Below are 18,194 nucleotides of genomic sequence, written 5' to 3' on the forward strand. Positions count from 1 at the left end.
TGCCCACACGGCGTCGCCCGTCACCGGCGACCGAAGCCGAAGAGGTGTTGGGCGACCTTGCGCATCTGGATCTCCTCGGCGCCCTCGGTGATCCGGTAGCGGCGATGGTGACGGTAGATGTGCTCGAACGGCATGTGGCGCGAGTAGCCCATGCCGCCGCACGTCTGCATCGCCCGGTCGGCAGCGTCACAGGCGAGCCGGTTGGCCCGGTAGTTGCACATGGCGACCTGGTGGGTGACCTCCATGTGGTGCTGCTGGTCGAGCCGCCATGCGGTCTCGCGAATCAGTTGTCGGAGCATCGCCGCCTCGGTGTGCAGTTCGACCAGCGGGAACTGGATGCCCTGGTTGACCGACAGCTTCTTGCCCCAGGTCACCCGGTCGTTCGCGTAGTCGACCGCCAGGTCGATGCAGTGCTGCGCCGCGCCCAGCGAGGATGCCGCCTGACGGATCCGGTTCTCGTGCACGAAGTGTTGGGCGAGTTCGAGGCCATGGTCGACGCGGCCGAACACGGCGTCGGCGCCGACGCGGATCTCGTTCAGGCTCACCTCGCCGTGGTCGCTCGGCATGTTGAACGTCCACCAGTAGTGCTCGACCACGAACCCGGGGTCGGCACACGGCACCAGGAACGCGGTGATGCCGACCGGGCTGCCGTCGTCGCCGGACGTGCGGGCGAAGATGATGTCGTGGGTGGCATGGTGCACCCCGGTGTTCCACCGCTTCATCCCGTTGATGACCCATTCGTCGCCGTCCTCGACCGCGGTCGTCTCGAGGTAGGTCGCGTCGCTGCCGTGATTGGGCTCGGTCAGCCCGAATGCCAGCCGGCGTGAACCGTCGAGGAACCCGGGCATCCACTCGGCGATCTGCTCCGGGGTGCCGAAGTCGCGCATCATCAGGACGGTCGGGAAGTTGCCGACGATCGACGACTCGTTCTGCAGGTCGTTGTGGAGCCCGAGCCCACGGTGCGCGAGGTGCTCACGGATGATCGCCATCTCGAGGTTCGACGCCGCCCGCCCACCGAACTCCTCGGGCAGCGCCAGGCGGAGCCAGCCGGCCGCGTCGGCCCGGCGCCGCATCTCACGGAGCAGTTCCTCCCACTCCTCACGCGGCACGCCGTCGTGCTCGAAGTCGGTGCGTGCCCACTCCCGACGATGGTCGAAGAAGCGCATGTTGTCGTCCGCGTGCTGCAACGGGAGGATCTCGGCCTCGATGAACGCGTCGAGTTCGTCGAGGGTGTGTTGGATCTCAGCCGGGATCGAGAAGTCCATGGGCGCAACCTACGCGGGAGGCGTGGGTCGACGACCAGCGGACGGCCGGTCCTCGACCCGCACGCGCCCTGCCGGTGCTCCGGCGTCTCGTGGTCAACCGGGATCGCCGGGTGAGATCGACCCGACGAACGCGTCGGCCGCAGGACTCGGGTTGAACGCGCTCCGGGCGAGGTGCTCCGTGCGCGTCGGCCCCCGTCGGAGGGCCACGGTCGCGAGCCCGGGTTCGCCCTTCGGCGCGACAGCGGACGGGAGCAGCGCGATGCCGAGGCCCGACTTGACGAGTTCGGCGATGATGTCGAGCGCCATCGCCTCGAACGCGACGTCGCGTGTCAGCCCGATCGCTTCGAACGCCCGGTCGCTCTGGGCCCGACCCGGCGTGTCCGTCGGGAAGTCGACGAACGTCTCGTCGGCCAACCGAGCGAGATCGATCGACCGTCGGCCGGCGAGCGGATGGTCACCCCCGACCAGGGCGACGTGCCGGTCGCGGGCGAGCACCCTCGACCGGACACCGGCGGGGATGTCGCCCGATGGCAGGCCGAGCACGCCGACGTCGACGACACCGTCTCGGATGCCGGCGATGAACTCGTCGCTGCCACCGACCTGCAGGCTGACGCTGACCGCCGGGTGGGCAGTGCGGAACGCGAGCAGCGCTGCGGGTACGTCGACGGCGGTGACGGTCGGGATGACGCCCAGCACGAGCCGACCGCGCACCTCACCGATCGCCGCCGCCGCATCGGCGACCGCTCGCTCGGCCGCATCGAGCGCCCGCCGGGCCTCCGGCAGGAACGCCGCACCGGCGGCGGTGATGTCGACCCGACGACTCGTGCGGGCGAACAGCTCGAAGCCCAGCTCCCGTTCGAGCGCCTTGATCTGGTGGCTGAGCGCTGACTGCACGACGTAGCAGCGCTCGGCGGCACGGGTGAAGTTGCCGGTCTCGGCGACGGCGACGACGTAACGCATCTGCTTCAGGTCCACGAGCACAGTCTGTCAGATTGATCTGGTTTCGAGATTGCTTCGGTGAAAACCATGTGTTGGACTCATTGCCCGATCTCGCTGAGAGTGGATGCCGTCGCCATCCGACGACACCCCGACCAGACCAACCAGGAGATCACCATGAACACCGCCCACACCACCGACACCATCGACACGGCCGACGCCACGAGTTCCACGCCGACGATCGGCGTTCTGGTCGGCAGCCTGTCGTCCACGTCGATCAATCGCACGCTCGCCCGCAGCCTGACCGGCCTCATCGGCGAGCGGGCCCATGTCGCCGAGATCGAGATCGGCGACCTGCCGCTCTACAACTCGGATCTCGACGAGACGCCGCCGGAAGCGGTACGCCGCTTCAAGCGCGAGGTGTCGTCGGTCGACGGCCTGATCGTCGTCACGCCCGAGTACAACCGGACGATGTCGGCCGTGTTGAAGAACGCGTTCGAGTGGGGGTCGCGCCCGTACGGCGAGAGCATCTGGGCGGGCATCCCGGCCGGTCTCGTCGGTGCGTCACCCGGGGCGATCGGCACTGCGACCGCCCAACAGCATGTCCGCAACGTGATGTCGTTCCTCGACATGCCGACCCTCGCACAACCGGAGGTCTACCTGCAGTTCCGGCCGGAGGTCTTCACCGACGACGGCCGGATCAGCGATGCCGGTACCCGGGGATTCCTCGCCGGGTGGGCCGACCGGTTCGTCGACCACGTCCGGCTGCACGCCGACGCCCGTCTCGTCGCGGCCGGGAGTCGAGCGGCGTGAGCACCACCACCGCCCCGCTCCCCCACCAGGCCGTCGCCGCGCCGATGACCACCCCGACCAGCCCGACCACCACGGCCCGGCCGGCCGGAACCGGACGGGTCGGCATCACGATCGCCACCGCGATCGCACCCGCGACGTGGGGCACGACGTATCTCGTCACCTCCGAACTCCTCCCGCCCGGCCACCCCATGTTCGCGGCACTCACACGGTCGCTCCCGATGGGACTCCTCGCACTCGCGATGACCCGGCGACTCCCCACCGGCGACTGGTGGTGGCGGGCCATGGTGCTGGGTGCGCTCAACATCGGTCTCTTCTTCTCGTTGCTGTTCGTCACCGCTGAACGTCTGCCGGGCGGTGTGGCCGCGACCGTCGGAGCGGTCCAGCCGACGATCGTCGCACTGCTGGCCTGGGGCGTCCTCCGTGAACGACTGTCGGGCCGGCGCCTCGGTTGGGGGGTGGTCGGCGTCGTCGGCGTCGGCCTGGTCGTGCTCGGTCCCGGCGCCTCGCTCGACGGTGTCGGGCTCCTCGCCGGCGTTGCCGGAGCGGCGTCGATGGCGACCGGCGTGACCCTCAGCAAGAAGTGGGGGCGCCCGGCGGGTGTCGGGCCGATGGCCTACGCCGGCTGGTTGCTGACCGCCGGAGGACTGTGGCTCCTGCCCGCCGTCGCCGCGTTCGAGGGCGTTCCCTCCGACGTCGACGCCGCCGCGCTCGGTGGGTACGCCTGGCTGGCGGTCGTCGGTGGCCTCGTGGCGTACATCCTGTGGTTCCGCGGGATCGGCCGTCTGCCGGTCACGGCGACGGCGCTGCTCGGCCTCCTGTCACCGGTGGTGGCCACGCTGCTGGGAGTCGTCGTGCTCGACGAGTCGTTCAGCATCCTGCAGGTGATCGGCATCGCCCTGACGCTCGCCGCGCTCCTCGCCGGCCAGACCAACGCACCGTCGGCGGCGTCACGGAAGTCCGCCCGGCGTCGCCGTACGTGGTAGTGATGCCGCCATGTCGCCCGGAGCATCGTTCGTCAGCTCATGCCCCGCCCGGGCAGCGCTGGCCGGCAATCCGTCCGACGGCTACGGCGGCGCGGTCGTGGCCGTGCCGGTGCCCGATCTCGCCGCCTTCGCCTCGGCCGAACCGGCCGACCGATTCTCGGTCCGCGTCGGCGATGCCGATCTCGACCGGCTGCTGGCGGCGACGGCACGCTCGTTCGCCGATGCGGTGGGCCGACCCCGTGATGTCACGCTCTCGGCGACCACCACCATTCCGCGGTCGGTCGGTCTCGCCGGTTCGAGCGCGTTGATCGTCTGCGCACTCCGGGTGCTCGCCGCCACGATCGACCACCGATTCGAGCCGATCGAACTCGCGCAACTCGCCTTGTCGGTCGAGCGCGACCGGCTCGGCATCGCGGCCGGGCTGCAGGACCGGCTCGTCCAGTCGGTCGGCCAGCTGGTGTCGATGCGGTTCGACCCCGTCGGTTTCGAGCGCCTCGATCCTCCCGTCGAGCTGCCCCTGTTCGTCGCCTGGTCGGCGTCGGCGGCGCAGACGAGCGACACCGTCCATCGCTCGCTCCGCCGCCGGTACGACGTCGCCGACCCGCACGTGATCACGAGCATGTCCGGGCTGGCCGAGCAGGCCGACCGTGCGGCGACGGCGATCGCGAACGGCGACCTCGATCGCTTGGCTCAGGCGATGAACCGCACCTTCGAGATCCGGTCGATGATGATCGACGTCGACATCGCGACCCGGGCCCTGGTGCGCATCGCGGTTCGCAACGGGGCCGCGGCGAACTCGGCGGGATCGGGCGGTTCGATCGTCGGCCTCGCCCGCGACCACGACCACCTCACGGAGCTCGAGTCGGCGTTCGCCGGCCACGGCTTCCAGGTGATCGACTGACGCAGCTCAGCTCTTGCGCTGGTGCAGGATCTGCGACACGAGCTTGCCGTCGGCCTGACCGCGACTCGCCTTCATGATGTGCCCGACGAGCGCGCCCATCGCCTTGCCCTCGCCGGCGCAGAACTTCTCCCACGCATCGGGCTGGGCGGCGATCGCGTCGTCGACCATCGCTTCGAGCTCCGACGTGTCCATCGCCTCGAAGCCCTTGTCGGCGGCGATGGCCGCGGCGTCGCCGCCACCGCGTGCGATGAGCTCGGCGACGACGGTCTTCGCCTGGGTGGCCGTCAGCTGCCCGTCGATCTCCATCCGGGTGAGGCCGGCGAGGTCGGCGGGCGGCAGCGCCGGCTCGGCGCCCGCATCGGCGAACGCCTCCTTGAGATGCACGACCGCGCGACCGATCTCGCCGCCGGCGGCCTGCACGGCGAACGCGTAGTCGTCCTGTCCGCGCTCGACCAGGATGCCGACGGCCTCACTGTCGGGTTCGAGGCCCGCGGCCTCGGCGAGTCGGGTGCGACGGGCTGCGGGCAGCACCGGCAGCGCCGCACGGACCGACTCGATCCACTCGGTCGACGGGTCGAGCGGGACGAGATCGGGTTCGAGGAAATAGCGGTAGTCGTCGGCGTCTTCCTTGTCGCGCAGCGTGTGAGTGCGGCCGTCGCCCTCGTCCCAGTGGCGGGTCTGCTGTCGCACTGCCTCGCCGCTCTCGATCAGGATGATCTGGCGCCGGGCCTCGTACTCGATCGCCCGACCGACCGAGCGCACCGAGTTGACGTTCTTGATCTCGCAGCGGGTGCCGAACTCGTCGCCGGGGCGCCGGACGCTGACGTTCGCGTCGACACGCATCGAGCCCTCCTCCATCTTGGCGTCGGACGCCTCGATCGCGAGGAGGATCGCCCGGAGTTCGCCGACGTACGCCTTCGCCTGCTCGGGCGAACGGATGTCGGGACGACTCACGATCTCGACCAGCGGCACACCGGCCCGGTTGAGATCGATCAGCGAGTGTTCGGCGCCGTGGACGCGACCCTCTCCCCCACCGACGTGGGTCGACTTGCCGGCGTCCTGCTCCATGTGGGCGCGCTCGATCCCGACCCGGCTGCCGTCGGGCAGGTCGAGCCAGCCGTCGACGTTGAGCGGATCCTCGTACTGGCTGATCTGGTACGACGTCGGCATGTCGGGATAGAAGTAGTTCTTGCGGGCGAACGTGCAGCGCTGCACGGTGCAGTTCAGTGCCAGACCGATCCGCATCGCCAGCTCGACCGCGTGCCGGTTGAGCACCGGGAGTGCTCCGGGCAGACCGAGGGTGACCGGGTCGATGTTGGTGTTCGGCTCGTCACCGAACCGGTTCGGCGACGCGGAGAACAGTTTGGTGGCGGTGGAGAGCTCGGCGTGCACTTCGAGCCCGACGACCATCTCCCAGCCGTCGTGGGTCCAGATCTCGCTCATGCCAGGCCTCCTGCCGCCCGCTCGAGTTCGGCCGCCACCTGCAGCATGACCGGCTCACCGAGCGCTGGCGCCAGCACCTGGACGCCGACCGGCAGATCGTCGGCACCGGTGCCGAACGGCACGCTCATGCCCGGGTCGCCCGTGAGATTGGCGGGGATCGTGTAGGTGTCGCACAGGTACATGGCGAACGGATCGGCGGTCTTCGACCCGAACGGGAAGGCGACGCTGGGCGACGACGGGGTGAGCAGCACGTCGGCCTGTTCGTACGCCACGGCGAAGTCGCGTGCCATCAGGCGCCGGATCTTGAGCGCCTTGCCGTAGTAGGCGTCGTAGTAGCCGGCCGACAGGGCGTACGTGCCGAGCAGGATGCGCCGCTTGACCTCGTCGCCGAAGCCGGCCGCACGGGTCGCCATGTACATCGCGTCGGTGGTCGCCGCGTCGACCCGCATCCCGTACCTGACGCCGTCGTAGCGAGCCAGGTTGGACGAGGCCTCGGCCGGGGCGATCAGGTAGTAGGCGGTCAGGCCGTAGCCGAAGGCGGGCACCTCGACGTCGACGATCGTGGCGCCGGCTTCGCGGAGCGCGTCGAACGCCTGCTCGAGCCGCTGCTGCACATCCGGGTCGGCACCCTCGGGCAGGTCGGTGATCCGACCGACACGGAGCCCCTCGACGCCGGCTTCGAGCAGTGCCGAGTAGTCGGGCAGCGGCTCGGGGATCGACGTGGAGTCGCGCGGATCGTGCCCCGAGACCGTCTGGAGCGCGAGCGCTGCATCGCCGACCGTGTGGGCGAACGGACCGATCTGGTCGAGGCTGCTGGCGAAGGCGACGAGGCCGTACCGGCTCACCCGCCCGTAGGTCGGCTTGATCCCGACGACGCCGCACAGCGCTGCGGGTTGGCGGATCGATCCGCCGGTGTCGGACCCGAACGACAGCGCCGAGAACCCGGCGGCGACCGCAGCGGCCGAACCACCCGACGAACCGCCGGGCACACGCGTCGTGTCGAGCGGGTTGCGGGTCGGACCGAATGCGGAGTTCTCGGTCGACGAGCCCATCGCGAACTCGTCGAGGTTGGTCTTGCCGACCGCGACAGCGCCGGCCGCGTCGAGCATCGACACGACGGTGCCGTCGTACGGCGGGATCCACCCCTCCAGGATCTTCGACGAGCACGTCGTCGGCACACCGCGGGTGCACATGTTGTCCTTGAGCGCGACCGGCACACCGGCCAGCGGACCCGGATCGTGTCCGGCTGCGACGGCCTCGTCGACGGCAGCGGCCCGCTCGCGTGCCCGATCGGCCATCACCGTGTTGAAGGCGTGGATCTCTCCCTCGCGGTCGTCGATCCGCGCCAGGTGGGCATCGAGGACGTCGACGGCCTTGAGCGTGCCGGAGCGGACACCCGCGGCGATCTCGACGGCGGTGGTCTCGTCGCCCATCAGCCCTCACCGCCCGTCGGCGGCACCCGGAAGCGACCGTCCTCGGCATCGGGTGCCATGGCCAGCGCCTCGTCGCGATCGATGCTCGGCTGCACGATGTCGTCGCGCATCACGTTGACCAGGTGGTACGGCTGCGTCATCGGTTCGACATCGTCGAGGTCGAGGGCGTCGATGTCGGCGAAATGCTCGAGCATGTCGCCCAGCTGTTCGGTCGCCAGGTCGATCTCGGCCGACGTCAGCTCGAGTCGGGCAAGGTGTGCGACCTTGGCCACATCTTCACGGGTCAGACGTTCGGACACGAGTAGCGAGGCTACTGACCCCCGAGCCCTCGACCCACATGGGCTGCTGCGGGTTGGACGCGGGCGAGCGATCGGTCGGGCCGCGGCCCCACGTACCGTGCTGCCGGCCTGATCAGCTTGCCGACGGCCGCCTGTTCCAAGGCGTGGGTCACCCAACCGATCACTCGGCTCACGGCGAAGGTCGGGGTGAACATCGAACGTGGCAGACCGACGGTCTCCATGATCACGCCGGCGTAGAACTCGACGTTGCTCGGCAGCGGCCGGTCGGGCTTGAGCTCGGCGAGGGTCGCGAGGATCTCGACCTCGGTCGCCATCGCCTGCTCGACGAGCGGGCCACCGAGCGACTCGGCGACCTCGCGGAGCAGCCCCGAGCGCGGATCCGGAGCGCGGTAGACGGCATGCCCGAATCCCATGATGCGTCGGCCGGCGGCGAGTTCGGTGCGGACGAACCGGGCTGCGTGCGCGGGGTCGCCGATCGCGTCGAGCGCATCGAGGGCACGGCTCGGCGCACCGCCGTGCAGCGGTCCGGCGAGCGCGCCGATCGCCGCACACACGACGTCGGCGATGTCGGCACCGGTCGATGCGACCACCCGGCCGGTGAACGTCGAGGCGTTGAACCCGTGGTCGACCGTGAGCATCAGGTACTGCTCGAGCGCCCTGGCGTGTGCCGCCGACGGCGTCCGGCCGGTGACGGCACGGAGGTACGACGCGGCGTGGCCGAGGCCGGGCATCGGTGCGGGGATCTCGGTCCCGGCCGCAGCATGGTGGAGCGCGGCCAGCACGGTCGGCGTCAAGGCCGCGATCGAGCGGGCCTGACGTCGCCGTTCGTCGACTCCGAGATCGAGCATCGGGGCGAGGCCGATGACCTGCTGCGTCGCCGACAGCACCGTTCGCAACTGCGCCAGCGGCGAGCCACCGGTCCGCGCCGCGGCCTCGATCAGCGGGCCGAGATCGGCCGGCAGATCGCGGAGCGGCTCCACCTCGGACCGGAAGCGGTCCAGTTCGACCCCGGTCGGGAGTTCACCGTGTTCGAACAGGTACCAGACCTCCTCGAAACCGACGGACCGCGCGAGTTCGGTCGCGTCGTACTGGCGGTAGTGGTAGAAGCCTTCGTCGCCGTGGACGGTTCCGATCGCCGTGTCGGCCACCGCCACGCCGTTGAGTCCCGGGGGTACGTCGATGAGTTCGTTCATGCGTCGAGTTTCCGCCGTCAACCGTTGGTGATCAACGTTGATCTTATCAACATTGACGAATCCACGCCGCCCTGGGACGATGGCACACATGTCGACGTTGATCGGGGCGAAGGAGGCCGCCGCGACCCTTGGCGTCACCAAGCCGACGCTGTACGCCTACGTCTCTCGTGGTCTCGTCACTCGCCAGGTGGCAGTGGACGGCCGCACCTCGCTCTACGACCGGGCCGAGGTCGAGACCCTCGCGAACCGGTCGCGTCGTCGGCCTCCCGCGGAGCGCCCGTCGATCGACGTGCAGATCGCGACCTCGGTCACACGGCTCCACGACGACTCCCCGACCTACCGGGGGCAGCGCGTGCTCGACCTCGTCGAAAGTCACTCGTTCGAGCAGGTGGCCGATCTACTCCTCACCGGCGAGGCGACCGGCCGTGCGACCGACTGGAAGCTCGATCGATCGGCGCTCGCCCGCTCCCGGAGCATCGTCGATGCCGCGACACCGATCGATCCGCTGGGAGCGCTGTCGCTCACCGCACGATCACTCGAACATCGCGACGGCGACCAGACCGCAACGGTCACGCGTCGGCTGCTCTCGATCATTCCGTCGGTGCTCGGGGGTCCGCAACGCGGCGGCATCCCCGACCGGCTCTCGCGGGCGTGGCTCCGGCGACCCGCCCCGCAGGTCGTCGACGCGGTCGAACGGGCGCTGATCCTGTTGGCCGACCACGAGCTCGCGACCAGCACACTCGCCGTGCGGGTCGCTGCGTCGGTCCGTGCGGCACCGCCGGCTGCACTCGCCGCGGGCCTCGACGTCGTCGCGGGACCACTGCACGGTGCGGCGAGCCAGGCTGCGGTCGCCCTGTTCGAGCACGCCTCCGAGACCGACCCGGCCGACGCCGTCCGATCCGGGCTCGGCGGCGGCCGACGGCTGCCGGGTTTCGGTCACACCGTCTACCGCCGTGGCGACCCTCGATTCGAACCACTCCTCGACGCCGTGCGAGCGATCCCGGCACCGCCCGAGCGCATGGCCGTCGTCGACGAGGTCATCCGGGAGGCGGGTCGATCGATCGGGCATCTCCCCAACATCGATCTCGCACTGGCAGCATTGATACACGTCGCCGGTCTCGCGAGCGATGTACCGCTCTTCGGCGTGGCGCGCCTCGCGGGTTGGGCGGCGCACTACGACGAGGAGCTCGGCGAGCGCCCCGTCCGGTTCCGAGGCCTCAGCCGCTGATCAATCGACGTCGTCGACGACCGCCGGCTGATCGTCGAGCTCCTCGGCAGCGTCGGACGCACCGTCGTCGAGCGCGTCGGTGTCGCTCGGCCCGGGCTCGGGCCAGCGACGGCCTCGCGTGGCGAGCAGATAGAGCCCGCCGCCGACGATCGCGGCCAACGCCACCCACTGGTTCCAGCGCAGACCGGCCACGTCGCTCAGCTGCACGGCGTCGATCCGCAGGCCTTCGATCCAGAAGCGGCCGACGCCGTAGCCCATCAGATAGACCGCGAACAGGCGACCCGGCCCGAGCCGGAACGTGCGGTCGATCCACAGCAGGAGGGCGACGAGGCCCAGGTTCCAGAGCGATTCGTAGAGGAACGTCGGGTGGAACGTGGTGTCGGCGGCGTATCCGGCCGGCGTGTGCGCGTCGTCGATCTCGAGGCCCCACGGCAGATCGGTCGGCTTGCCGAACAGCTCCTGGTTGAACCAGTTGCCCCAGCGCCCGATCGCCTGTGCGAGCGGGATCGCCGGTGCTGCACAACTGAGGAGTTGCGCCGCCGGGATACCGCGCTGACGACCCTGCCACACGCCGACGGCGACGCCGGCGAGGAGTCCGCCCGGGATGCCGAGGCCGCCCTCCCAGATCTTCGGGATCGCAGCGAGGTCGTCGGAGAAGCGATCCCAGTCGGTGGCCACGTGGTAGAGCCGCGCCCCGACGATGCCGGCAGCGACACCCCACATGCCGATCGTGCTCGCGTCGTCGGTCGTGCCGAGGCGCTTGGATTCGAGCTGTCGCCCGAGCATCCAGACCGCGGCCAGCACGCCGAGCGCGATCATCAACCCGTAGGCGTTCAACGAGAGCGGACCCAACGAGATCGAGTTGCCGGACGGGCTCGGGATCGAAGCGAGCATCGGGTTCATCATGCCTCCACGGAGCGGACGAAGTCGACGGTGCCGTCGATGACCGTGCCACGGTCGAAGTCGAGGGTCGCGACGTGGTAGCTGCGCTCGAGCCAGGTGTGCAGCACCGGCCCACCCCATGTGGTGGCGAGATGCTCGCTGTCGGACGGCGGGACGACGTGGTCCTGGCGCGACGTGAACAGCCGGAGCGGGACGGTGAGCTCACCGAACCGGTCGGTGATCGGCACGATGCCGTCGGCGACCAGGGATCGGAGAGGTCGCAGCGGCGTGCCGTCGTACGCGATGTCGGTCGATTCGGGATCGGCGATGTCGGAGCCCTCTCCCGGCGCGATCTCGAGGCCGTCGTCGATGAACTCGTCGACCATCGCCATCGTCGCTTCGTCGCGCGTCCTGGTGGCGGGGTTGATACCGACGACGCCGACGACGTGTGGACGGTCGAATGCGGCGGCGATCGCCAGGGTCCCGCCGGCGCTCTGGCCGACCAGCACGATGCGTTCGACACGGCGAGCCAGCTCGTCGACGACGCGCTCGGTCTCCGCGAACCAGTCGGCCCATCCGGTCGCGACCATGTCGTCGATCGTGGTGCCGTGACCGGGGAGGCGTGGGAGTTCGAGGTCGTACCCGGCGGCGATCACGGCGTCGGCAACCCCCCGCATCGAGGACGGATTCCCGGTGAACCCGTGCAGCACGACGACGCCGGTCGACGAAGCGCCACGATGGGACCGCGGTTCGCACCCGGGCATCACGGTCGAGGTCATCGCACGGTTCTACCAGCGGATCGGCTTGACCCACCGGTCAAGACCCGCTGAACTAGCGAGGTGCCCGTCCATGCCGCAGCGGATCGTCAGCTCACCGAACAGGGGCGCGAACGCAAGCAACAGCTCATCGACGCCGCGATCCCGCTGTTCGCCGAACGCGGTTACGCGGCGACGCGCATCCTCGACATCTGCGATCGCGCCGGCGTCGCCAAAGGGCTGTTCTACTGGTATTTCCCCACCAAGCTCGACCTGTTCAGCGAACTCGTCCGGTCGATGCGCCATCAGCTGCGACGCGCACAGGCCGCCGCCATGTCGCCCGACGCCGACGCACTGACGCGCATCCACCAGGGTGCGGCAGCGAGCGTTCGTTTCATGGCCGAGCACGCGACCTATTTCTCACTCGTCGACGTCGAGCGGTCCGATCCGACCATCGCCGATGCTCTCAAGAGCGGTAGCGAGGTCTATCTCGACGACGTCACCGCCCTGGTCCGCGAAGCACAGCGCGACGGTCGGGTCCCCGATGCCGATCCACAACTGCTCGCGCTCGGCGTGCTCGGATCGGTCTCGTCGTTCAGCAATGCGTGGCGGAGCGGCCGCATCGACATGACCGCCGAGGACCTGGCCGACTTCGTCGCCGACTGGGTCGGACGCGCACTCGGTTGAGCGGGCTTCAGCCGAGCTGATTGCCGAGTTCGGGATCGCGGGCGGTGAGCACCGCCACGAAGGCGTCGACGACGTCGGGGTCGAACTGACCGTCGCGACCCAGGATGACGAAGCGTGCCGCCTCCTCCTTGTGCCACGCCCGCTTGTAGGGGCGCTTGCTGCACAGTGCGTCGTAGACGTCGGCGATGCTGACGATCCGCCCCGACAGGGCGATCGACGAACCGCTGATACCGAGCGGGTAGCCGCTGCCGTCCCACCACTCGTGGTGCGACTGCGCGATCTCGGCGGCCATCTGGAACATGGGCGCCGAGTTCCCGGCGAGGATGCGGTGGCCCATGCTCGTGTGGGCCTTCATCATCTCGTACTCCTCGACCGTCAGCGGCCCGGTCTTGCGGAGCACCGAATCCGGCACCGCGACCTTGCCGATGTCGTGCAACCGCGAGGCGAGGCGCAACTGCTCGCACCACTCGGGCGACTTGCCGAGGGCGTGGGCGATCTCCGCGGCCATGTCGCCGACGCGGTCGGTGTGCGCCCCGGTCTCGGAGTCGCGGAACTCCGTGAGGATCGCGAGTTGCTCGAATGCTTCGAGGTGATGCGACGGCGTGACGGCCTGCGTGGCGTCCACATCGATCACGTCGTGGTCGACAGCTTCGAAGTCCTGGTGCCGAAGGCGGAAGATCTCCGCCTGGTGGCGTGCGGTCGCCGTCTCGTGGGCGACCTGGAGGGTGCGCAGCCGAAGGTCGGCGGCGTGGGTGAACATCTGGCGATGCTGTTGGTCGTGCGTCTCACGTCGTTCCAACGCCTCTTCGAAACGTCCGCTGCGCTTGAACGCCGTGGCGAGTAGGTCGTTGACCTCGAGTTCGTATTCCTTCGACTCGGTCCGTTCCGACATGTCGAGCGCGGCCTGGAGCACGCTGATCGCGTCGTCGAGCGCGCCGCGGCGCAGCGCGACGCGGCCCTCCGCGACCATGACACCGAGCTGGGCCGAGTACGAGGGTTCCGAGCCGTCGTCCGACATCTGAGCCAGGACCCGACGCGCCTCGGCGAAGCACTCGGCGGCCTTCTGGTGATCGGCCAGGCCCATGTACGCCTCGGCGAGGTCGGCGAGGAGATTGGTGACGATCGAGGGGCTGTGCTCCCTGGCGATCTCCACGGCTCGACGGCCGAGCGAGACGGCCGGCAGGTACTCGGACCGCGACGAACGGATGCGGGCGATGTTGCCGAGGATCAGGGCGACCATCTCGGGCCGACCGTAGGGCTCGGCGGCGGCGAGCGCCTGCTCGTAGGTGACGATCGCCCGATCGTTGTCGCCCATCGAGTGGTAGACGGCGGCGACCGTGTTCAGGATGTTCCCGGAATCCACGCCGTGACCGGTGGCCTGGTACACGTCGAGGGCCCGAAGACAGTTCTCGAGCGCCTCGGAGAAATTGGAGGCCTGGTAGTGCACGATGCCCAGGAGATGGATCGCCCATGCCTCGACCAGCTGCGCGCCGCACTGCTCGGCGACCTCGCTGGCCTCCATCGCGAGTCCGAAGGCGTCCTCGGGGTCGTCACCGAAGTGGGCCAGGCTCGCCAGTCGGTACAGCGACTCGGCTTCCCCGACACGATCGCCGTTCGCTCGGGCGACGACCCGGGCCTGCAGGGCATGACGACGCGCGCCGGCCGGATTCAGTTCCTGGTCCTGGGCCGCTCGCTCCAACAGTTCTCGGACTGCTGGGGACGCGCTCGGCTCGGACGCCGCGAGGGCATTCGATTCCACGATTTCACTTCGGCACGATCCGCGGGCGACTTGAAGGGTTCTTGACGCCAACGTGATCGTCAGCATTCTGCAAACCAGCGGTTCGCCGATCGATGAGGCTCGTATCATCGCCGCATGGGAACGGCCGTCGCGGGGAGGAGCCGGCAGATCGACCGATCCGCCGTCGCTGCACTCTTCCCCGTCGCGACCCTCGTGCCGTTCTGGCTCCTGGCCTTGGCGTTGATCTGGGTGCCGGTCTGGCTGGTGACCGGGTTGCCGTACTGGGTGGTCCCTGTGGGGTGGCTGATCGCCGGTGTCGCGCTGTTCGTCCCGAGCGTGCAGGCGCTCGTGCTCAGCCCGGTGTTCGGTGCCCGTCAACCGACGCCCGAGGAACTCGCCGTGATCACTCCGATCTGGCGCGATCTGGCGGTCGCAGCGAATCTTCCGCAGTACCGCTACACGATCCGGGTGGTCGACTCCGACGAGTTGAACGCGTTCGCGTGCGGCGGGCACCTGCTGATCGTCACCTCGTTCGCACTCGAGGAGCTGAGCTCGCGCGAGCTCTCGGGTGTGCTGGCGCACGAACTGAGCCACCATCTCGGGCTCCACACCGCTGCCTTGACGATCGGCCACTGGCTGTCACTCCCCGTGCTCGTGCTCGCCCGCATCGGGTTCTACCTCCAGAACGTCGCGCGAGCGGCGACGGATTCGTTCGCGTCGCACTCGGCGGCGTTGACGGCGGTCGGACGAGTCGTCGCGACGGTCCTGAACGCGGTGGCATGGGTGTTCCTCGCCGCGCTCCACGCGTCGGATGCCCTGTCGAACGTGGTCGCCCACAGCTCGGAGTTCGAAGCCGATCGCCGAGCGGTCCGGATGGGGTACGGGCGGCCGCTCGCCGATGCGCTGCGTCGGGTGATCCGGCTCGGCGGTGGCCACCGGGCGGCTGGGTGGCGCGGCCGCCTGACCTCGTCGCACCCGCCGGCCCGCACCCGCGTCGCCCGCATCGAGGCGATGCTGCGCCACCCGAGCCGCTGAGCCGCTCCAGACCCCGTCGGCTTCAGGCGGCGATGTCGGCGACGGTCGCCTCGAGCAGTGCCACGAGGTCATCGGGCGCCACGGCGATGTCGAGCCCCCGCTTGCCACCGCTGACGTAGATGCTGTCGAACGCGAGCGCCAGCTCGTCGATCACGGTCGGCAGGCGCTTCTTCTGGCCGAACGGGCTGATCCCGCCGCGCACGTAGCCGGTGATCCGCTCCGCGACCGCCGGGTCGCACATCTCGACTCGCTTCGCGCCGAGGGCTCGCCCGACCGCCTTCAGTGCCAGCTTGCCGCTGACCGGCACGATCGCGACCGCCTGCTCACCGTCGGCGGTGACCAGCAGCGTCTTGAAGACCTGGTCGGGGTCGAGGCCCAGCTTGTCGGCGGCTTCGGCGCCGAAGTCGTGCAGCGTGTCGCCGCGTTCGTACTCGTGGACGCTGAACGCGATCTGCGCCGCCTCGAGTTCCAGGATCGCCGGGGTCACGAGCCGAGTATGGCCGGTGTCGGACATCGCCCGTAAGGTCGCGGGCGTGCGCATCACCGACGACCCGTCGACCGACCCGCAGAAGTACGAGTTCACCCATCAGCTCCGCGTGCGGTTCGCCGAGACCGACGCGATGGGGATCGTGCACCACAGCCGCTATCTCCCGATGATGGAGGAGGCCCGCGTCGCCTTCCTGCGACACATCGGGCACCCCTACCAGGAGATCCGCGACGAGGGCATCGAGATGAACGTGCTCGAGGCGTGGGTGAAGTACCGCCGACCGCTGCTGTTCGACGACGTCGTCGACGTGCACGTGCAGCTCACGTCGGCCGAGCGGGCCTCGTTCCAGATGGGCTACCTGCTGACCGTCGACGGCGAGGTGCGGGCGACCGGCATCACCGCCCACGGCGCCGTCACCCCGGAGGGTCGCCCCGTCCGCCTGCCCGAGTGGCTCCGCGCCATGGGCTGAGTCCCACGTCGGGACCGCTACGCAAGCAGCCTCGCTGCAGCGATCGACAAATCTGCCCGGAGCGAGCGGTCCACTCGAACAACACCGGCGGCAGCTTTCTCGGCACTCCTCCCGAGACCAACTCGACCCCATGGTCATCCCGCATGGCGCGGCCCGCCTCACCTGAGAGTGGATCGTCGCAACCTGTTGTGAATCGAACGTATGTTCGATATCATGAGACCTATGTTCGAGTCGGTGATCGAGGACTGCGTGGCACTGCCCGAGTCGTCGCTCGACGAGCGGCTTCGGGCCAACGAGTTGGCCGCCCGGCGGCTGGCGGCCGAGCGGGCGGCGCTCGTCGGGGTGATCGAACAACGCGGCGTGTTCGCCGGCGAGCACCGGACGATGGCGGCGTACCTGCGGGCGACCGTCAACTGCTCGAACGGAACCGCGGCGTGTGACCGCAGACTCGCACGACTGTTGACCACCTATCCAGCGGTCGGCGACGCGCTGCACGCCGGGCACATCACCGTCGATGCCGCACTCCAGATCTGCCGGGTGCACGCCAACCGTCGCATCCGTGAATGGCTGGGTGTCGTGGTCCCGGTGCTCGTGGAGCTCGCCGAGCACACGCCACACCGGGAGTTCGCCGATCACGTCAGCGGGCTGATCGCGCAGCTCGACCAAGACGGTGCGTTCACCGACATGGACGACTCGATCGACGGGCGCAGCGCCACCGTCGTCGAGGTCGGCGGTGAGGTCGCCATCAGAGCGCACGGCGGCGACCCGGTCCAGGCCGCTCAGTTGCAGACGGTGTTCGACGCGTTCGTCGAGGGCGAATACCGCGACGATCTCGCAGCCAGGCGAGCCGAACACGGCGAGGACGCCGATCGGTTCCCACTCTCGCGCACCGGCGCCCAGCGTCGCTTCGACGCACTGGTGGCCATCTTCGCCGCGGCCGCCGGGTCGCCCGATGCGTCCGGACTGCCCGAGCCGGTCGTCCATCTCGTCGTCGACGACCGGACCACCCACGAGACGCTCGTCCGCGCGGGCATCGCCTTGCCCGGCGGCAACCAGATCGAACTCGACGACGACGGCAGCATCGCCGACGAAGCTGCGCTGCTCACCGACCTCGCCGACGAGTTGGCCGACGACCCCGAAGCCTTCCTCTCACGCCGGTGCGAAACGCAGAACGGTTCGCCGATCCATCCGAGCGTCGTACTGCGGGCCTTGCTGACCGGCCACGTCCGCCGGGTCGTCATGGACTCGCGGGGTGTCGTGATCGACTACGGCACGAAACAGCGACTCTTCACCGGGCTCGCCCGGCAGGCGGCGATGGTCATGCACCGCACGTGCGAAGCACCTGGCTGCACGATGCCGGCCGCCTGGTCGCAGGTCGACCACAACACCGAGTGGCACGAAGGCGGCCGGACCGACCAGAGCAACCGGACCATCGGCTGCGGTCACCACAACCGACGGAAACATCGAGAACGATGGCGGGTGCGTCGTGACCGGCGCGGGCGCGCCTACACGCTCCGTCCCGACGGCACGATCCTGCTCCCGGTCGGCGAACGCCCACCCGACCTCAGCGACGACGAGATCACCGAACACATTCGCCGGCGTGTCCGCGATCTCATCGCCGCACGAGCAGCGTGACACCGCAGCGTG

The 18,194-nt window shown here is 69.5% G+C and carries 18 protein-coding genes; 8 read left to right on the forward strand and 10 right to left on the reverse strand.

Annotation, left to right across the window (positions count from 1 at the left end):
• Window positions 1–20 precede the first annotated feature (20 nt).
• Window positions 21–1,265, reverse strand: a complete 1,245-nt coding sequence (locus R8G01_10290; GenBank protein MDW3214376.1) for an acyl-CoA dehydrogenase family protein — start codon at window positions 1,263–1,265, stop codon at window positions 21–23.
• Between the two features lie 93 nt (window positions 1,266–1,358).
• Complete coding sequence (locus R8G01_10295) at window positions 1,359–2,240, reverse strand: LysR family transcriptional regulator (GenBank protein MDW3214377.1); 882 nt, start codon at window positions 2,238–2,240, stop codon at window positions 1,359–1,361.
• 138 nt (window positions 2,241–2,378) lie between these two features.
• On the opposite strand from R8G01_10295, the gene R8G01_10300 reads away from it, so the two are divergent.
• The 3 genes from R8G01_10300 to R8G01_10310 are packed head-to-tail and all read left to right on the forward strand — an operon-like array spanning window position 2,379 to window position 4,898.
• On the forward strand, window positions 2,379–3,014 hold the full coding sequence (locus tag R8G01_10300) for an NADPH-dependent FMN reductase (protein MDW3214378.1): 636 nt from the start codon (window positions 2,379–2,381) through the stop codon (window positions 3,012–3,014).
• Window positions 3,011–3,997: an EamA family transporter gene (locus R8G01_10305; GenBank protein ID MDW3214379.1), complete on the forward strand. Its 987-nt coding sequence runs from the start codon at window positions 3,011–3,013 to the stop codon at window positions 3,995–3,997. The genes R8G01_10300 and R8G01_10305 overlap by 4 nt, the downstream gene beginning before the upstream one ends.
• Window positions 3,998–4,007: 10 nt before the next feature.
• Window positions 4,008–4,898: a hypothetical protein gene (locus R8G01_10310; protein ID MDW3214380.1), complete on the forward strand. Its 891-nt coding sequence runs from the start codon at window positions 4,008–4,010 to the stop codon at window positions 4,896–4,898.
• Between the two features lie 6 nt (window positions 4,899–4,904).
• Here R8G01_10310 and gatB read toward each other — a convergent pair whose 3' ends face one another.
• Genes gatB through R8G01_10330 form a run of 4 tightly spaced genes read right to left on the reverse strand, consistent with a single transcriptional unit; the run spans window position 4,905 to window position 9,266 of the window.
• Entirely contained in the window at window positions 4,905–6,341 is a 1,437-nt protein-coding gene (gene gatB, locus R8G01_10315; GenBank protein ID MDW3214381.1) for an Asp-tRNA(Asn)/Glu-tRNA(Gln) amidotransferase subunit GatB, read from the reverse strand.
• Window positions 6,338–7,774, reverse strand: coding sequence for an Asp-tRNA(Asn)/Glu-tRNA(Gln) amidotransferase subunit GatA (gatA, locus tag R8G01_10320; protein MDW3214382.1), 1,437 nt, complete (start codon window positions 7,772–7,774; stop codon window positions 6,338–6,340). Before gatA ends, gatB begins: the two co-directional genes overlap by 4 nt.
• Complete coding sequence (gene gatC, locus R8G01_10325) at window positions 7,774–8,073, reverse strand: Asp-tRNA(Asn)/Glu-tRNA(Gln) amidotransferase subunit GatC (protein MDW3214383.1); 300 nt, start codon at window positions 8,071–8,073, stop codon at window positions 7,774–7,776. Before gatC ends, gatA begins: the two co-directional genes overlap by 1 nt.
• A gap of 11 nt (window positions 8,074–8,084) precedes the next feature.
• Window positions 8,085–9,266, reverse strand: a complete 1,182-nt coding sequence (locus R8G01_10330; GenBank protein MDW3214384.1) for a citrate/2-methylcitrate synthase — start codon at window positions 9,264–9,266, stop codon at window positions 8,085–8,087.
• An 88-nt stretch (window positions 9,267–9,354) separates the two neighbouring features.
• Here R8G01_10330 and R8G01_10335 point away from each other — a divergent pair, with 88 nt between their 5' ends.
• Window positions 9,355–10,494, forward strand: a complete 1,140-nt coding sequence (locus R8G01_10335; protein MDW3214385.1) for a citrate/2-methylcitrate synthase — start codon at window positions 9,355–9,357, stop codon at window positions 10,492–10,494.
• Here the strand turns inward: R8G01_10335 and lgt are convergent, their stop codons facing one another.
• Both lgt and R8G01_10345 read right to left on the reverse strand, forming a co-directional pair.
• A complete protein-coding gene (gene lgt, locus R8G01_10340; GenBank protein ID MDW3214386.1) occupies window positions 10,495–11,388 on the reverse strand; it encodes a prolipoprotein diacylglyceryl transferase in 894 nt (297 codons plus the stop codon).
• A gap of 8 nt (window positions 11,389–11,396) precedes the next feature.
• The gene (locus R8G01_10345) at window positions 11,397–12,155 is read right to left on the reverse strand and encodes an alpha/beta fold hydrolase (GenBank protein MDW3214387.1); all 759 of its coding nucleotides are present in this window, start codon (window positions 12,153–12,155) and stop codon (window positions 11,397–11,399) included.
• Between the two features lie 60 nt (window positions 12,156–12,215).
• Here R8G01_10345 and R8G01_10350 point away from each other — a divergent pair, with 60 nt between their 5' ends.
• Entirely contained in the window at window positions 12,216–12,818 is a 603-nt protein-coding gene (locus R8G01_10350) for a TetR/AcrR family transcriptional regulator (GenBank protein ID MDW3214388.1), read from the forward strand.
• Window positions 12,819–12,825: 7 nt separating this feature from the next.
• On the opposite strand, the gene R8G01_10355 is transcribed toward R8G01_10350, so the two are convergent.
• On the reverse strand, window positions 12,826–14,577 hold the full coding sequence (locus R8G01_10355; GenBank protein MDW3214389.1) for a tetratricopeptide repeat protein: 1,752 nt from the start codon (window positions 14,575–14,577) through the stop codon (window positions 12,826–12,828).
• Between the two features lie 114 nt (window positions 14,578–14,691).
• Here R8G01_10355 and R8G01_10360 point away from each other — a divergent pair, with 114 nt between their 5' ends.
• Window positions 14,692–15,591 (forward strand): M48 family metalloprotease, encoded by a 900-nt coding sequence (locus tag R8G01_10360; GenBank protein MDW3214390.1) that lies wholly within the window; start codon window positions 14,692–14,694, stop codon window positions 15,589–15,591.
• Window positions 15,592–15,613: 22 nt separating this feature from the next.
• Here R8G01_10360 and ybaK read toward each other — a convergent pair whose 3' ends face one another.
• A complete protein-coding gene (ybaK, locus tag R8G01_10365) occupies window positions 15,614–16,105 on the reverse strand; it encodes a Cys-tRNA(Pro) deacylase (GenBank protein ID MDW3214391.1) in 492 nt (163 codons plus the stop codon).
• Between the two features lie 19 nt (window positions 16,106–16,124).
• On the opposite strand from ybaK, the gene R8G01_10370 reads away from it, so the two are divergent.
• Window positions 16,125–16,547, forward strand: a complete 423-nt coding sequence (locus tag R8G01_10370) for a thioesterase family protein (GenBank protein ID MDW3214392.1) — start codon at window positions 16,125–16,127, stop codon at window positions 16,545–16,547.
• Window positions 16,548–16,760: 213 nt separating this feature from the next.
• Window positions 16,761–18,182 carry an HNH endonuclease gene (locus R8G01_10375; GenBank protein ID MDW3214393.1) on the forward strand — a complete coding sequence of 474 codons (1,422 nt, stop codon included), beginning with the start codon at window positions 16,761–16,763 and terminating at the stop codon, window positions 18,180–18,182.
• Window positions 18,183–18,194 lie beyond the last annotated feature (12 nt).

Source organism: Ilumatobacteraceae bacterium (assembly GCA_033344875.1).
In the GTDB taxonomy this organism is placed as follows: domain Bacteria; phylum Actinomycetota; class Acidimicrobiia; order Acidimicrobiales; family Ilumatobacteraceae; genus Ilumatobacter.

Coding starts and splice junctions, on each gene's coding strand:
- R8G01_10290 (MDW3214376.1), bottom strand. CDS start 1,265: ATGGACTTCTCGATCCCGGCTGAGATCCAACACACCCTCGACGAACTC.
- R8G01_10300 (MDW3214378.1), top strand. CDS start 2,379: ATGAACACCGCCCACACCACCGACACCATCGACACGGCCGACGCCACG.
- R8G01_10310 (MDW3214380.1), top strand. CDS start 4,008: ATGTCGCCCGGAGCATCGTTCGTCAGCTCATGCCCCGCCCGGGCAGCG.
- gatB (MDW3214381.1), bottom strand. CDS start 6,341: ATGAGCGAGATCTGGACCCACGACGGCTGGGAGATGGTCGTCGGGCTC.
- gatA (MDW3214382.1), bottom strand. CDS start 7,774: ATGGGCGACGAGACCACCGCCGTCGAGATCGCCGCGGGTGTCCGCTCC.
- R8G01_10330 (MDW3214384.1), bottom strand. CDS start 9,266: ATGAACGAACTCATCGACGTACCCCCGGGACTCAACGGCGTGGCGGTG.
- R8G01_10335 (MDW3214385.1), top strand. CDS start 9,355: ATGTCGACGTTGATCGGGGCGAAGGAGGCCGCCGCGACCCTTGGCGTC.
- lgt (MDW3214386.1), bottom strand. CDS start 11,388: ATGCTCGCTTCGATCCCGAGCCCGTCCGGCAACTCGATCTCGTTGGGT.
- R8G01_10345 (MDW3214387.1), bottom strand. CDS start 12,155: ATGACCTCGACCGTGATGCCCGGGTGCGAACCGCGGTCCCATCGTGGC.
- R8G01_10360 (MDW3214390.1), top strand. CDS start 14,692: ATGGGAACGGCCGTCGCGGGGAGGAGCCGGCAGATCGACCGATCCGCC.
- ybaK (MDW3214391.1), bottom strand. CDS start 16,105: ATGTCCGACACCGGCCATACTCGGCTCGTGACCCCGGCGATCCTGGAA.
- R8G01_10375 (MDW3214393.1), top strand. CDS start 16,761: ATGAGACCTATGTTCGAGTCGGTGATCGAGGACTGCGTGGCACTGCCC.